13 protein-coding genes and 1 tRNA gene are annotated in these 13,457 nt (G+C 68.2%); 10 read left to right on the top strand and 4 right to left on the bottom strand.

Annotated elements, in window-relative coordinates:
• The first annotated feature begins 13 nt into the window (after window positions 1-13).
• The 7 genes from ACHAA4_RS08520 to ACHAA4_RS08490 all read left to right on the top strand — a co-directional run bounded on the left by ACHAA4_RS08520 (window position 14) and on the right by ACHAA4_RS08490 (window position 8,450).
• Window positions 14-1,258 carry a molybdopterin molybdotransferase MoeA gene (locus ACHAA4_RS08520; protein WP_435773741.1) on the top strand — a complete coding sequence of 415 codons (1,245 nt, stop codon included), beginning with the start codon at window positions 14-16 and terminating at the stop codon, window positions 1,256-1,258.
• Window positions 1,246-2,082, top strand: a complete 837-nt coding sequence (gene fdhD, locus ACHAA4_RS08515) for a formate dehydrogenase accessory sulfurtransferase FdhD (protein WP_435773740.1) — start codon at window positions 1,246-1,248, stop codon at window positions 2,080-2,082. Before ACHAA4_RS08520 ends, fdhD begins: the two co-directional genes overlap by 13 nt.
• Entirely contained in the window at window positions 2,079-4,472 is a 2,394-nt protein-coding gene (locus ACHAA4_RS08510; protein WP_435773739.1) for an FdhF/YdeP family oxidoreductase, read from the top strand. The genes fdhD and ACHAA4_RS08510 overlap by 4 nt, the downstream gene beginning before the upstream one ends.
• Window positions 4,473-4,652: 180 nt before the next feature.
• Entirely contained in the window at window positions 4,653-4,856 is a 204-nt protein-coding gene (locus ACHAA4_RS08505; RefSeq protein WP_036473143.1) for a cold-shock protein, read from the top strand.
• A gap of 230 nt (window positions 4,857-5,086) precedes the next feature.
• Window positions 5,087-6,436, top strand: coding sequence for a TrkH family potassium uptake protein (locus ACHAA4_RS08500; RefSeq protein ID WP_435773738.1), 1,350 nt, complete (start codon window positions 5,087-5,089; stop codon window positions 6,434-6,436).
• The gene (locus tag ACHAA4_RS08495; RefSeq protein WP_435773737.1) at window positions 6,429-7,127 is read left to right on the top strand and encodes a potassium channel family protein; all 699 of its coding nucleotides are present in this window, start codon (window positions 6,429-6,431) and stop codon (window positions 7,125-7,127) included. Before ACHAA4_RS08500 ends, ACHAA4_RS08495 begins: the two co-directional genes overlap by 8 nt.
• A 42-nt stretch (window positions 7,128-7,169) precedes the next feature.
• Window positions 7,170-8,450 (top strand): endo-1,4-beta-xylanase, encoded by a 1,281-nt coding sequence (locus tag ACHAA4_RS08490; RefSeq protein WP_435773736.1) that lies wholly within the window; start codon window positions 7,170-7,172, stop codon window positions 8,448-8,450.
• Between the two features lie 11 nt (window positions 8,451-8,461).
• On the opposite strand, the gene ACHAA4_RS08485 is transcribed toward ACHAA4_RS08490, so the two are convergent.
• Complete coding sequence (locus ACHAA4_RS08485; RefSeq protein ID WP_435773735.1) at window positions 8,462-9,568, bottom strand: alkene reductase; 1,107 nt, start codon at window positions 9,566-9,568, stop codon at window positions 8,462-8,464.
• Between the two features lie 142 nt (window positions 9,569-9,710).
• On the opposite strand from ACHAA4_RS08485, the gene ACHAA4_RS08480 reads away from it, so the two are divergent.
• Window positions 9,711-10,232 (top strand): hypothetical protein, encoded by a 522-nt coding sequence (locus tag ACHAA4_RS08480; RefSeq protein WP_435773734.1) that lies wholly within the window; start codon window positions 9,711-9,713, stop codon window positions 10,230-10,232.
• A gap of 73 nt (window positions 10,233-10,305) precedes the next feature.
• Here ACHAA4_RS08480 and ACHAA4_RS08475 read toward each other — a convergent pair whose 3' ends face one another.
• The gene (locus tag ACHAA4_RS08475) at window positions 10,306-10,455 is read right to left on the bottom strand and encodes a hypothetical protein (RefSeq protein WP_435773733.1); all 150 of its coding nucleotides are present in this window, start codon (window positions 10,453-10,455) and stop codon (window positions 10,306-10,308) included.
• A gap of 167 nt (window positions 10,456-10,622) precedes the next feature.
• Window positions 10,623-10,698 (bottom strand) — tRNA-Arg (locus ACHAA4_RS08470).
• Window positions 10,699-10,893: 195 nt separating this feature from the next.
• Between ACHAA4_RS08470 and ACHAA4_RS08465 the strand changes: the two genes are divergently transcribed.
• Together ACHAA4_RS08465 and ACHAA4_RS08460 are read left to right on the top strand one after the other, a co-directional pair.
• Window positions 10,894-11,493 (top strand): TetR/AcrR family transcriptional regulator, encoded by a 600-nt coding sequence (locus ACHAA4_RS08465; protein ID WP_435773732.1) that lies wholly within the window; start codon window positions 10,894-10,896, stop codon window positions 11,491-11,493.
• Complete coding sequence (locus tag ACHAA4_RS08460; protein ID WP_435773731.1) at window positions 11,490-12,686, top strand: SGNH/GDSL hydrolase family protein; 1,197 nt, start codon at window positions 11,490-11,492, stop codon at window positions 12,684-12,686. The genes ACHAA4_RS08465 and ACHAA4_RS08460 overlap by 4 nt, the downstream gene beginning before the upstream one ends.
• Here ACHAA4_RS08460 and ACHAA4_RS08455 read toward each other — a convergent pair.
• Window positions 12,642-13,370: a hypothetical protein gene (locus ACHAA4_RS08455; protein WP_435773730.1), complete on the bottom strand. Its 729-nt coding sequence runs from the start codon at window positions 13,368-13,370 to the stop codon at window positions 12,642-12,644. The genes ACHAA4_RS08460 and ACHAA4_RS08455 overlap by 45 nt on opposite strands.
• Window positions 13,371-13,457 lie beyond the last annotated feature (87 nt).

The raw sequence follows: 13,457 nt of genomic DNA, 5'->3' as shown, positions 1-13,457 counted from the left end.
GAGCCGCCCCGAGATGCTGACACTGACCCAGGCCCGAGAACGGGCCGCCGCTCTCGACGCGCTGCCACCTGCCCAGATGAGCCTTCGTGAGGCGATCGGGAGCGTGCTCGTGGACCCGGTCCAGGCCCAGCAGGACATCCCGCACGTCTCGACGTCCGCGATGGACGGGTGGGCGCTGGCCGCGGACCCGCTGCCGCACCCCGACGGCGTCCGGCGCTGGTCGCTGCGGTCCGAAAGCGCAGTCAGCCCCGCGACTCGGCCGGCCCCGCTGCGCCCCGGTGAAGCCACCGAGGTGCTCACCGGATCCCCCGTGCCCGAAGGCACGCATGCGGTGCTGCGCACCGAGCACGGCGTCGCCGACGGCGCCGAGCTGCAGGCCATCAGCGCCAGCCCGGACACCGCACCCCAGCGCAACGTCCGCCACGCCGGAGCCGAATGCCGCGCCCGGGACCAGCTGGTGCCGGCAGGCGCGGTGCTCACGCCGGCGCGAGCCGGCGTGGCCGCCGTCGCCGGACACGACCACCTCCGGGTGATCCCCCGACCGCGTGTGCAGCTGCTGCTCACCGGCACGGAGGTCATCACCCGCGGGACCCCTGCGCCGGGCCAGGTGCGCGACGTCTTCGGTCTGGCACTGCCGCCGATGCTCCTCGAGATGGGCGCCGGAACCGTGGAGTCCCGGCGGCTGGGAGATGACCCCGAGGAGCTCACCGAGACGCTCCGGCAGCTCTCGGCCACCGGGGCTGCGGATCTGATCATCACCAGCGGAGGGACCGCCCACTCACGCGCCGATGCGCTCAGACCAGCCCTGGGGCTGCTCGGCGCCGAGCTGGAGGTGGATTCCGTGGACATGCGCCCGGGGCACCCGGTGCTGCTCGCCCGGCTGCCTCGCCCGGAGAGGCCCCTGTATCTGCTCGGCCTGCCGGGGAACCCGCTCGCAGGGTTCTCAGCGCTCACCGCGCTCGGAGTGCCGCTGCTGCGCGCGCTGCGCGGGATCGACCACGGCTCACGCACCCCCACGCTGCCTCGCACCGCGGGGGCGCAGCTGAGCGGCGCCCGCCGCGGCACCCGGCTGCTTCCCGTGCGCCAGGGCCCGCAGGGAGTCATCCCCGCTGGGCACAGCAGCTCGCACATGATGCGCGGACTCGCCGAGGCCGACGCGCTCGCGATCGTGCCCGAGGCGGGACTGGCCCCCGGAGATCCAGTGACATGCCTCCCGGTGCCCGGACAGCAGAAGGAGGACATGGCATGGGACGTCTGACCGAACGCCGCCGCGTGGTCACCCTGCGCCCGGACGGATCCCGGAGCAAGGGTGATCTGCTCGCCGTCGAAGAGCCGCTGGAGCTGCGCCTGGCGGGGGAGTCCTTCACCGTGACCATGCGCACCCCGGGCCACGACTTTGAACTCGTCGCCGGCTTCCTGGTCGCCGAAGGGATCATCAGCTCCCAGGATCACCTGCGCAGCCTGCGCTACTGCGCCGGCACCGACGAACAGGGAAACCAGACCTACAACGTGATCGACGCCGAGCTGGACCCCCGACTTCCGGCGACGTCCCTGCTGCGCACCCGCAACGTGCTCACCACTTCCGCCTGTGGGATCTGTGGAACCACCTCCATCGACGCCGTGGAGAAGACCCTGCCCCCGCACCGGACCGAGGTGCTGCGCCTGAACTCGAGCGTGCTGATGCAGCTCCCCGAGCGGATGCGCGAGCGGCAGACGCTGTTCTCCAAGACCGGGGGAGTCCACGCCGCCGGACTCTTCGACGCCGACGGCGCGCTGCTGTGTCTGCGTGAAGATGTCGGGCGGCACAATGCCGTGGACAAGGTGGTCGGCTGGGCGCTGACCCAGGGTCGGCTTCCGTTGCGCGGCACGGTGCTGCAGGTCTCCGGCCGAGCCTCGTTCGAGCTCGTGCAGAAGGCGGCCCTGGCGGGGATCGAGATGCTCAGCGCGGTGGGGGCGCCGTCGTCGTTGGCGGTGGACCTCGCCGAGCGCTCCGGGCTCACCCTGGCCGGATTCTCCCGGGGCGGCTCCATCAACCTCTACACTCACCTTCAACGCGTCGAGACGGAGGACGAACAGTCATGACCAAGGTGCGCGATGAGTCAGTCCGCGGCCACGCCGCGCAGTTCGAGGACATCGATGAGGACTCGCTGCAGGTGAGCGAGCCGAAGACCCACGCGGCCGGACTCAAAGCGGTGGAGGTGTCCTTCTCCCGCGGGATGGCCCAGGGTGGACTCTCGCGCACCGTGCGCTCCATGTACCGGGTCAACCAGTCCGGCGGAGTGGACTGCCCCGGATGCGCCTGGCCCGAACCGACCGAGACCAGGCGCAAGCCGGTGGAGTTCTGCGAGAACGGCGCCAAGGCGCTCGCCGAGGAGTCCACCACCCGCGTGGTGACCCCGCAGTGGTGGGCGGAGCACTCGATCGCTGAGCTGGAGACCAAGACCGAATACTGGCTCGGCCAGTCAGGCCGGATCACTCACCCCATGGTGATCCGCGCCGGAGAGACCCACTACCAGCCCATCGGCTGGGCAGAGGCCTTTGAGACGATCGGCGACCACGTGCGCGCGACGACCCCGGAGCGGTGCATGTTCTACACCTCCGGGCGCACCGCGAACGAGACGGCGTTCCTCTACCAGCTGCTGGCACGTTCGCTGGGCACCAACAACCTCCCCGACTGTTCCAACATGTGCCATGAATCCTCCGGGACCGCGCTGAACCCCACCATCGGCATCGGCAAGGGCACCGTCTCGCTCAAGGACCTCGAGCACTCTGAGCTGATCTTCGTGGTCGGGCAGAACCCCGGCACGAACCACCCACGGATGCTCGGCTCTCTGGCCCAGGCGCGGAAGAACGGCGGCAAGGTGGTCTCGGTGAACCCGCTCCCCGAGGCGGGGCTGCTCCGGTTCAAGGATCCACAGACCGCGAAGGGGATCATCGGAGACGGGGAGCGGATCAGCGATGAGTTCCTGCAGATCAAGGTCGGCGGAGACCAGGCGCTGTTCCAGGCACTGGGGCACCTGCTGCTGCGCAAGGAGCAGGAGAATCCCGGATCCGTGGTGGACCGGGAGTTCGTGGAGTCCAAGACCAAGGGCTTCACCGAGTACAGCCAGGCCCGCGCCACGCTGGACTGGGCCGAGATCGAGTCGGCCACCGGGCTTCAGCGCGCCGAGATCGAACACATCGCCGACCTGATGGCGGCGTCGAAGGCGACGATCTTCTGCTGGGCGCTGGGTCTGACTCAGCAGCCCCATTCGGTGGACACGATCAAAGAGATCGTCAACCTGCTGCTGCTCCAGGGCAACTTCGGCAAGCCGGGAGCCGGCGCCTGCCCGGTGCGCGGGCACTCCAACGTCCAAGGCGACAGGACCTTCGGCATCTGGGAGAAGCCCACGGAGCCCTTCCTGCGCCGGCTCGACGCCGAGTTCGGCATCCGCTCCCCGCGCGCCCACGGCTTCGACTCCACCAACGGCATGTCCGCGATGGACGCCGGAGACATCGACGTGTTCGTCTCCATGGGTGGCAACCTCGCCGCGGCGAACTCCGACACCGCGGTGATGGAGGCCGGGCTCAAGCGCACCGGGCTCACCGTGCACATCTCCACCAAGCCCAACCGCTCCCACGTGGTCCACGGCCAGACCTCCATCATCCTTCCCACGCTGGGCCGGTCCGACAGGGACGACAAGCACCCCGGCGGCGCCCAGTTCCTCTCGGTGGAGAACTCCATGTCGGTGGTCAGCTCCACCCGGGGTCGTCTCGAACCGGTCTCAGATCACCTGCTCGCCGAGCCGGTCATCATTGCGCGGATGGCCGAGGCCATCTTCGGACCCGAGCATGTCGTCGACTGGCAGGCCATGGCCGAGGACTACGACGTCATCCGCGACCACGCCTCACGGGTGATCGAGGGGACCGAGGACTTCAACCGCAGGATCCGGGACAAGCTGGGATTCGTGCTGCCCAACCCGCCCCGGGACCACCGCTCCTTCGCCACGGCCGACGGCAAGGCCGGATTCACGGTGCGTGCGCTGGAGTACCTGACCCCGCCGGCGGGGCACCTGGTGCTGCAGACGATGCGTTCCCACGACCAGTACAACACCACCTTCTACGGCCTCGATGACCGCTATCGCGGAGTCTCCGGAGGCCGCCGCGTGATTCTGATCCATCCGGAGGACCTCGAGGAGACCGGGTTCGCCGACCGTGAGCTCGTCGACGTGATCTCGGTGTTCCAGTCAGAGGAGCGACGCGCGGAGCGGTTCCACCTGGTGGCATACCCCACGGCCCGTGGCTGTGTGGCGGCCTACTACCCCGAGGCGAACGCGCTGACCCACCGCAACCTCGTGGCTCGAGAGTCCAACACCCCCGGTTTCAAGGCGATGATGGTCAGATTCGAGGCCCACACCCCGGCACCAGGCGCAGAGCCCGCGGCGGCAGGTGCAGGGGAGGGTGCGTCTGCGGGGTCAGATGGCGCCGAATGACGCATCATCCAGACCAGTAGTGACCCCAGCGGATTATTAGCGTAGGCTGGCGGAGTACCACACGGGCGTCCACACTTATGTTGTCGTCCAGTGGTCACCGCAGTCGGCCTGCCAGGTCGGTCGCGGCACATGCATCGTGAGATCGATGCGTAGCAAGAGCAAGTATATTAAGGAAACATCATGGCTACAGGCACAGTTAAATGGTTCAACGCTGAAAAGGGCTATGGTTTCATTGCCCCCGAAGACGGTTCAGACGATGTCTTCGTGCACTTCAGCGCGATCACCACTTCCGGCTTCCGTTCCCTCGAGGAGAACCAGAAGGTTGAGTTCGAGACCGCCCGCGGCCCCAAGGGTCTTCAGGCTGAGAACGTCAACCCTCTCTGAGCTTCACTGAGTTCGCCGAAGGCGGCTGCATAGCCGTCGGACGCTGAGCATCTCGGGTTCGATGAACAGAACCTCAAAAGACCGGCCCCCAGGAATCGCTTCGGCGAGACCAGGGGGCCGGTTTCTTTGCATGCCCTCCAGCTGAGGCGTCGGCGTGACCAGCATCACTTGCTGCCAGTGCTTGTCGCGGGGCCGCCCCAGGTCTACAGTTCAGCTTTGTGAATCAACCTATGCCCGCTGGTCAGCGGGTTTTGCTTCGCCGGATCCAACCGGTGCAGCTCATCTTCCTCGGCTTCCTGCTGGCGACCGCCGCCGGAACCGGGCTTCTGCTCCTCCCCGCCGCCACCGCGCCGGGCCAGGAGACCGACCTCATCCACGCGCTCTTCACCGCGACCTTAGCCCTGTGCGTCACCGGGCTGACCGTGGTGGACACCGGCACCCACTTCTCCACGTTCGGGCAGATCGTCATCCTGGTGCTGATCCAGCTCGGCGGCTTCGGCGTGATGACCTTCGCGACCGTGGTGGGGCTGATGGTGCTGGGCCGGCTCTCGCTGCGCTCCAAGCTTCTCGCCGCCGCGGAGGCCAAGAGCCTCGGACTGGCAGATCTGCGCTCGCTGATCCTGGGCATCATCAAGATCTCGCTGATCATCGAGATCACGCTGGCGGTCATCCTGTCGCTGCGGTTCCACCTCAGCTACGAGATGAGCCCGGGAGAGGCGATCTGGCACGGCGTCTTCCACTCCGTCTCCGCCTTCAACAACGCCGGGTTCGCGCTCTACAGCGACTCCATGATGGGCTTCGTCACCGACCCCGTCGTCGGGCTCGGCCTGTGCGCGGCGATCATCCTCGGCGGACTCGGCTTCCCGGTGATCATGCAGCTGCGGCGCCGGTTCCGGACCCCGCGGCTATGGTCGATGCACACCCGGATCGTGCTCTGGGCGACCAGTGTGCTCCTGGTGCTGGGCACCGGGATGGTCCTGGCGCTGGAATGGTCCAATCCCGCGACCCTGGGTCCGCTCTCGGCGCCGGAGAAGCTGCTCGCCAGCTTCTTCCAGTCGGTGCAGACCCGCACAGCGGGCTTCAACAGCCTCGACATCTCAGCGATGGAACCGACCACCTGGCTGGGAATGGACCTGCTGATGTTCATCGGCGGCGCACCTGCCGGGACCGCGGGCGGGATCAAGGTCACCACCTTCGCGGTGCTGCTCTTCATCGTCTACACCGAGCTGCGCGGCGACACCGCCGTGAACATCTTCGGCAAGCGCCTCTCACGAGCCGTGCACCGGCAGGCCATCGCCGTCGTGATGCTCGCCGGCGGACTGATCAGTGTGGTCACCGGCGCACTGATGCACCTGAGCGGGCTGCCCCTGGACCAGGTCCTCTTCGAGACCGTCTCGGCGTTCTCCACGGTGGGTCTCTCCACCGGGATCACGGCCGAGCTCCCGCTGGCCGGGCAGCTGCTGCTGGTGCTGCTGATGTTCATCGGTCGTGTCGGCCCGATCACCTTCGCCTCGGCGCTCGCGCTGCGTGAGCGCCGCACCATGTACGAACTTCCCAAGGAAAGGCCCATCATTGGCTAACTTCAAGCTCTTCGGAGGAACCGATCCCGGCGACGTCGCGGGACCCGACTCGGTGGCAGTGATCGGGCTGGGCCGGTTCGGCCGTGCGCTGGCCCTGGAGCTGATGGCCCACGGCACCGAGGTGCTCGGGGTCGACCGCGACGAGTCCGTGGTGCAGTCGCTCAACGGACGGCTCACCCATGTGGCCGCCGCCGACGTCACCAGCGAGGAGGCGATGCGTCAGCTCGCCGTGGACGAGTTCGACCACGTGGTCGTCGCCATCGCCTCCAACCTGGAGGCCAGCATCCTGACCACCTCCCTGATGCTGCAGTTCAAGATTCCTGAGCTGTGGGCCAAAGCGGTCAGCGAGCCGCACCGGGCCATCCTCGAACAGCTCGGAGTGCGCCACATCGTCTTCCCGGAGCAGGACATGGGCCGCCGGGTGGCGCATATGGTGCGCGGCAGCCTGCAGGACTACATCCTGATCGACGAGGACTACGCCCTGGCCAAGACCACCCCGCACCAGGGGATCCTGGGCCGGGAACTGGGCGTGCTCGACGTGCGCCGCCGCCATGGGGTCACGATCACCGCCGTGAAGCATGCCCAGGGAGGCTGGGAGCCGGCGACGGCGCAGACGGTGCTGGCCGCCGACGACATCATCCTGGTCTCCGGGCCCGCAAAGAAGACCGAGGGGTTCAGGCGGATCCGATGAGCCGCCATGTGCTGGATCACACGCACATGGCAGACTTCAGCCATGACCTCGCTCTTCAGCTCGCCAGGACCCTTCCGCAGCCATGACCCCAGCCTCGCGCACCGGCGGGCCCAGGCCACGCTCACGCTGACCGGGTCAGACGGCGCCCCGCTCGCGGGTCGGGACGTGCTGGTGCGGCAGCGGGATCACGCCTTCGGCTTCGGCTGCATCGGGTTCGAGCTCATCGACTGGATCAACGGTCGCTCCCAGGACGAGGCGGCCGACGCCGAGTTCGCGCAGCGCTGGATGGCGCTGTTCAACAAGGCCACGCTGCCCTTCTACTGGGGCCAGTTCGAACCGGTCCGCGGCGAGCCGAAGACCGCAGAGCTGCTCGCCGCCGCGCACTGGTTCAAGGATCACGGAGTGAGCGTCAAGGGGCACCCGCTGCTCTGGCACACGCTGACCGCGCCGTGGCTGCGTGACATGGAGGTCGAGGAGATCGACCGGGCGCTTCGTGCGCGGATCCGCCGTGAGGTGCGGGACTTCTCCGGGGTGATCGACACCTGGGACGCCATCAACGAGGTCGTCATCATGCCGGTGTTCACGGCGGAGCCCAACGGGGTCACCACGCTGGCCCGGCAGAAGGGGCGGATCGCGATGATGCGACTGGCCTTCGAGGAGGCGCGAGCGGCGAACCCGAACGTCACGCTGCTGCTCAACGACTTCGACATGTCCACCGCCTACGAATGCCTCATCGAGGCCGCGCTGGAGGCGGGGATCCAGATCGACCGTCTGGGTCTGCAGTCCCATATGCACCAGGGCGCCTGGGGCGAGGAGAAGACGCTGAACGTGCTCGAGCGCTTTTCGCGCTACAACATCCCGATCCACTTCACCGAGACCACGATTCTCTCCGGCACCCCGGTGCCCGGGCATATCTCGGACCTCAACGACTGGCAGGTCTCGGCCGAGCAGTGGCCCTCCACCGAGAAGGGCGAGGCGCGCCAGGCCGAAGAGGTCGAGGCCCACTACCGGCGGCTGTTCGGTCACCCCGCGGTGGAGTCGCTGACCTACTGGGGTCTGCCGGACAAGGACATGTGGCTCAATGCTCCCGGCGGCCTGCTGCGCCGCGACGGCAGTCCCAAGCCCGCCTACGATCGGCTGCATGAGCTGATCAAGGGCGAATGGTGGACCCCGGAGACTCCGCTGCGCACCGACGAGTCAGGGAGCCTGAACCTCGAGGGATTCCTCGGCGGCTACGAGGTGGAACTCGACGGCGTGACCGCCGAGTTCCACCTCGATGCGCCCGGAGCGGCCCACCTGGAGCTGCGCGTGCCTCAGGCCTGACCCGGCCGTGATCAGTTCCGCAGCGCCGGGTAATCGGTGTAGCCGCGCTCGCCGCCGACGTAGAACGTCGAGGGATCGGGCTCGTTCTCCTCGAGTCCCTGCTCCCAGCGCAGAGCCAGGTCCGGGTTCGCGATGACCGAGCGACCGACGCCCACGGCCTCGGCCAGGTCCTGCTCGATGAGCCGGACGGCCTCCTCGCGGGTGGTCTGCACGCCGAAGCCGGAGTTGGCGACCAGCGGGGCGGCGGAGACGGTGCGGATCAACTGCACGATCTCGCTCGCCGGGTCCGCGTTGAGCACATCGATGTGCGCCAGCCCCAGCGGCGCGAAGCCCTCCGCCATGGCGCGGTAGGTGGCCAGCGCGTCGTCGTGGTCCTCCTCCATCGCGCCCTGGATGTTGTGCTGTGGGGAGAGCCGGATGCCGGTGCGGTCAGCGCCGATCGCCTCGGAGACCGACGCCGCGACCTCCACTGAGAGCCGTGCCCGGTTCTCCGGGGAGCCGCCGTAGCCGTCGGTGCGGGTGTTCGAGCCCGGGGCGGTGAACTCATGGAGCAGGTAGCCGTTGGCGCCGTGGAGCTGCACGCCGTCGAAGCCTGCCTCGATCGCGTTGCGTGAGGCCTGGGTGAAGTCGGCGATGGTCTGCGCGACCTCCTCGGTGGTCAGCGCATGCGGCACCGGGTGGGCCGTCTTGCCCTCAGGGGTGCGGATCTCACCGGGAGCGGCGAGCGCACTGGGAGCGACGACGCGGCCGGTGCCGGAGATCAGCCCATGACCGATCCGGCCGCCGTGCATGATCTGGGCGACGATCTTTCCGCCGGCGGCGTGCACCGAATCGGTGACCTTCCGCCAGCCGGCGACCTGCTCGGCGGTCTCCAGCCCGGGCTGACCGATCCAGGTGCGACCCTCCATCACCGGGAAGGTGCCCTCGGTGACGATCAGTCCGAGCGACGCGCGCTGGGTGTAGTACTGGACCATCATCTCGTTGGGCACCCCGTCCTCCTCGGCGCGGATGCGGGTGAGCGGGGCCATCACGAGCCGATTGCGCATCTCGATGGCACCGAGGGAGAGCGGCGAGAAGAGCTTGTCCTGCACCTGGCTGGCCTGGGCGGAAGAAGTCATAGAAGAAGTCCTTGTCTGCGTGGTGGTCGGAGCGTCCCACGGGAGAGACGCCCCCTCCGTTCTGCACAGGCCAACCGCGCGGGGACGGCTTAGATTCCTGATCAGGGCCAAGGTCACACTCCCCGGCGGATATCGTGGCGCCATGGAGGTCTCTTCTGAACGTGCTGTCCCAGCGATCCCGCCGCTGCAGACCGTGACCCTGCTTCAGGACTCGCTGCGCGACGCCGGCATCGACAGCGTGGTCGGCGGGTCCGGGCTGCTCGCGAGCCTGGGACTCATCCAGGAGGTCCGCGACTGGGACCTGGTGATCGATGCGGCACCCGCTGGGGCGGATCCGGCAGCGGAGCCGGACCAGGTGGTGCGAGCCGTGGAGCAGGTGCTGGACACCCTTGGTCTGCCGCATCAGCGCCGGGAACGTTCCGGGATCTTCCACACCGCCGCGGCGTTCCTGGTCGACGCCGGTGATCACAGCATCGACGTGCTGGTGGGCTTCGCGCTGGGGTCGGCGGATCGAGTCGTGAGCATTCCGGCGAGACCGGGCCATCTCTGGCGGGGCCTGCAGATGGCACGACCCGAGGAGTGGTGCCAGGCCTACCGGCTGATGGGGCGCGAGGAGCGGGCCGAGTCGCTGCAACGCCATCCGGGCCTCTGGGCCGGGGTGTGAGAGGGCCCGTGATCAGGGCCGACCCTCTCACAAGTCCCGCAGCAGCACATCTCTATGCGAGCTTCTGCCTGATTCAGCCTCGCGTTGTGTAGTCCGTGTGTTCGTCTTCAACGCCTTGCGGGTCGTTCTTGGTGAGACGTAGTTCGTCCTCGATTCTCTGGACCGACTGTTCCAGGGACCGAAGCTTCCGCAGAACCTCATCCTGGAAATTGATCTCGGACATGTCACTCTCCTCTAGGTAGCCCCGGTCCGGAGAGGGCCGGCTAGGTTCACTGTAGATGTGTTCTACGACACTGCGCCCCGTCTGATGTCTCCGAACGGTCCTTGCGCCATCCGTGAGGTTTCCTGGCCAGGCGAATCCGTGACCTGGAAGCTGCTCTGTGGTTCGTCTGGTCCCCCCGGCAGGATTCGAACCTGCGACACCCGCTTTAGGAGAGCGGTGCTCTATCCCCTGAGCTACGGAGGGTTGGACGGTGATGATCACCGCGCATGCCGTGAGTCCCGCGCGGCACCGGACCATCCTACCTGGGTCGCCGCGGACCGAAGCCACCCGGCCGGGCAGGGCGCAGGCCCTGAGGGATTGACTCTCCAATATGTGTAGGCATTAGCCTATGCCCAATAGCTTCGATGGTGTCAGGCGGCGGACACGGGAGGGAGAGCCATGGCGCGGGCAGGAATAACCCGAGAACGTCTCGCGCGCACCGCGGCCGAACTGGCCGATGAGATCGGCTTCGCCCGAGTCACCCTCGCCGAGGTCGCGAGGCGCTGCGGCGTCCAGACGCCGAGCCTGTACTCCCACGTCGGCGGCACCGCAGAGCTGCGCCGCAGCGTCAGCGTGCTGGCGCTGGCCGAGATGGCCGACCGTGCCGCCGAGGCGATCGCAGGCCTGTCCCGCCGGGAGGCTCTGGAAGGACTCGCGAACGCGTACCGCGACTACGCACGCGAGCATCCGGGCCGTTTCGAGGCCTCCTCGGAGCCCCTCGACCCCGAGGTCGCAGCGGCCAGTGCCGGACCCCGCCACGCGCGATTCAGCGAGGCAGTCCTTCGCGGCTACAAGCTGGACGCCGAGGCGCAGGTGCATGCGGTGCGAATGCTGGGCAGCACCCTGCGCGGATTCATCCTGCTGGAGCTCAACGGCAGCTTCGACCACAGTTCGCCTGCGGCGGACGAGAGCTGGCCGCGGATCATCGACGCCCTCGATGCCGTGCTGAGCAGCTGGCCGCTCGATTCCCCCTCCCCTCGACACGAAGGATCCCGATGACACACCCGGCTCTCGCAGCTGTCCGGCTGACCCCGGCGCTCATCCACGGTGCGGTGGAGCTCGAGCGGACCGAACGCGGCATCCGGGCCCACCGGCTGCCCGGCTGGGCCCGAGAACAGAACATCGATGCACAGATGGCGATGGTGGAGGCCCAGTCCTCCGGAGTTCGAGTGGTCCTGCGCAGCGCCGCGACCGCGATCGAACTGGACACCAGGCGCTCGCGCACCCATTATGCAGGAACTCCAGCACGTCCCGACGGGGTCGTCGAGCTCATCCTGGCCGGTGAGGTGATCGGGCATTCCACGACCTCGGGCGGAACCACGACAGTGGTGGACATGACCACCGGGGCCACGGAGCGGCAGGCCGGCCCGCCGCACACCGCCAGCTTCACGGGGCTCGTACCGGGGATGAAGACGCTCGAGCTCTGGCTGCCGCACCAGGAGATCACGGAGGTCCTCGCGCTGCGCGCCGACGCCCCGGTCGAACCGGTCCAGGCCTCACGTCCGCGCTGGGTGCACCATGGCAGCTCGATCAGCCACGGCTCCAACGCGACCCGTCCCACCGGAACATGGCCGGTGGTGGCGGCGCGGGCGGCGCAGCTGGATCTGGTCAACCTGGGCTTCGGCGGCAGCGCCCTGCTGGACCCCTTCGTGGCGCGCACCATCCGCGACCTCCCGGCGGACGTGATCAGCCTCAAGCTGGGGATCAACCTGGTCAATCGGGATCTGATGCGGCTGCGCGCGCTGGGTCCTGCGGTCCATGGATTTCTGGACACCATCCGGGAGGGTCACCCCGGCACCCCGCTGATGCTGATCTCCCCGATCTATTGCGCCATCCATGAGCACACTCCGGGACCGGGTGCGTTCGACCTCGAGGCCCTTGCGCAGGGGACCGTGCGGTTCACCGCCACCGGAGACCCTGCCGAGAGTGCGGCGGGCAAGCTCACCCTGGACGTGATTCGAGCCGAACTCGCCCGGGTGGTGCAGCAGCGCAGCGCCACGGACCCGAACCTGTACCACCTCGACGGCCGCGTCCTCTACTCCGAGCAGGACAGCGCGGAGCACCCGCTGCCGGACGCTCTGCATCCGGACGCGACGGCGCATCGGATCATGGGAGAACGGTTCGCCGCGGCGGCCGCCGGGCTGCGACTAGGGCCGTTCCACGCCCTGGCGGATGAGGCCCATCACCACTGACCCGATCACCGCCGCACCCAGGATGATCAGCAGCGCCCAGCTGGCGACGGTGAACCCCGAGGAGAGCGTGACGAGGCCCTCGTCCAGGGGCTCCATGGTGAGGATCCGGTCGATCAGGAAGTTCTCGGTGATGTCCACGGCCGCGAAGAGCACGGCGCCGGCGAGCACGATCCAGCGGAAGATCCCGCGGCGCATCACCAGCCCGACCACCGCCCAGCTCGAGAACAGGAAGGACAGCGGGAACAGGATCCCGGCGGTGCGGTGCAGGAAGCTGAGCTGGCCGGTGCCGTCGGAGTCCATGACATTGCGCAGCCGCTCGATGTCCTCCACCGAGTAGCCCAGCAGCCGGCTGTCCGGCATCGAGAATCCGCCCGCGAAATAGTTCATCTGCGGCAGCGCGTACAGATGCAGGTACGCGAAGAGGAACGCCATCAGTCCCAGGAGCGCGTAGAGCAGCAGGTGCGGATTGGAATCGGTGCCCTCCCCGGCGCGCTGGCTGGCCTCGTTGAGGTATCCGTCACGCACGTCGTCGCGGCGCTTGGGCGTCGTGGAGGGGTTCAGGCCCTCGCGGCGCGCTCGACGGAACGCCCGGAGCCCACCCGGAGCCCCTGGGACCCCTGAGGACTCCGGCTCTGTGGCCTCGCGCGCAGGGTTGCCTCGCACCTTCTTGCGCCGCTTGGACATGACCCTCCTGGATAGATCCGTGTCCCTCCAGTCTGGCAGAGGTTCGGCCGCCCCATGCGCCGTGTGAGTGTCAGCTCCGGCGCTTAG

It is taken from the genome of Nesterenkonia maliinae, from assembly GCF_051262655.1.
Taxonomy (GTDB): domain Bacteria; phylum Actinomycetota; class Actinomycetes; order Actinomycetales; family Micrococcaceae; genus Nesterenkonia.
This window is presented reverse-complemented; position numbering and strand designations above follow the sequence as displayed.

What these genes read in the sequence shown, in the direction of transcription:
- ACHAA4_RS08520 (WP_435773741.1), top strand. Translation starts at nt 14, where the DNA reads ATGCTGACACTGACCCAGGCCCGAGAACGGGCCGCCGCTCTCGACGCG.
- fdhD (WP_435773740.1), top strand. Translation starts at nt 1,246, where the DNA reads ATGGGACGTCTGACCGAACGCCGCCGCGTGGTCACCCTGCGCCCGGAC.
- ACHAA4_RS08510 (WP_435773739.1), top strand. Translation starts at nt 2,079, where the DNA reads ATGACCAAGGTGCGCGATGAGTCAGTCCGCGGCCACGCCGCGCAGTTC.
- ACHAA4_RS08505 (WP_036473143.1), top strand. Translation starts at nt 4,653, where the DNA reads ATGGCTACAGGCACAGTTAAATGGTTCAACGCTGAAAAGGGCTATGGT.
- ACHAA4_RS08500 (WP_435773738.1), top strand. Translation starts at nt 5,087, where the DNA reads ATGCCCGCTGGTCAGCGGGTTTTGCTTCGCCGGATCCAACCGGTGCAG.
- ACHAA4_RS08490 (WP_435773736.1), top strand. Translation starts at nt 7,170, where the DNA reads ATGACCTCGCTCTTCAGCTCGCCAGGACCCTTCCGCAGCCATGACCCC.
- ACHAA4_RS08485 (WP_435773735.1), bottom strand. Translation starts at nt 9,568, where the DNA reads ATGACTTCTTCCGCCCAGGCCAGCCAGGTGCAGGACAAGCTCTTCTCG.
- ACHAA4_RS08480 (WP_435773734.1), top strand. Translation starts at nt 9,711, where the DNA reads ATGGAGGTCTCTTCTGAACGTGCTGTCCCAGCGATCCCGCCGCTGCAG.
- ACHAA4_RS08475 (WP_435773733.1), bottom strand. Translation starts at nt 10,455, where the DNA reads ATGTCCGAGATCAATTTCCAGGATGAGGTTCTGCGGAAGCTTCGGTCC.
- ACHAA4_RS08465 (WP_435773732.1), top strand. Translation starts at nt 10,894, where the DNA reads ATGGCGCGGGCAGGAATAACCCGAGAACGTCTCGCGCGCACCGCGGCC.
- ACHAA4_RS08460 (WP_435773731.1), top strand. Translation starts at nt 11,490, where the DNA reads ATGACACACCCGGCTCTCGCAGCTGTCCGGCTGACCCCGGCGCTCATC.
- ACHAA4_RS08455 (WP_435773730.1), bottom strand. Translation starts at nt 13,370, where the DNA reads ATGTCCAAGCGGCGCAAGAAGGTGCGAGGCAACCCTGCGCGCGAGGCC.